The 203-nt window shown below is 62.1% G+C and carries 1 pseudogene; it reads left to right on the forward strand.

The features are described from left to right. Positions 1 to 203 (forward strand): annotated as a pseudogene (locus EOD29_RS35750) (IS5/IS1182 family transposase); the annotation flags it as partial.

The following is a 203-nucleotide window of genomic DNA, read 5'->3' on the forward strand; positions in this document are numbered from 1 at the left end:
CTTCAAAGCTCTCATCGACGATCCCAACAATGAATATCTCATGCTCGACACCACCCTGGTTCGCGCCCACCAGCAGGCAGCGACCGGAAAAGGGGGGACCAGAACCAGGCTCTGGGGCGTTCCCGAGGAGGACTGACCACCAAGATCCACATGCTCGCCGATGCCCTTGGCCGGCCACTGCGCTTCATCCTCACCGGCGGGCA

The organism is Mesorhizobium sp. M1A.T.Ca.IN.004.03.1.1, from assembly GCF_003997555.1.
Taxonomy (GTDB): domain Bacteria; phylum Pseudomonadota; class Alphaproteobacteria; order Rhizobiales; family Rhizobiaceae; genus Mesorhizobium.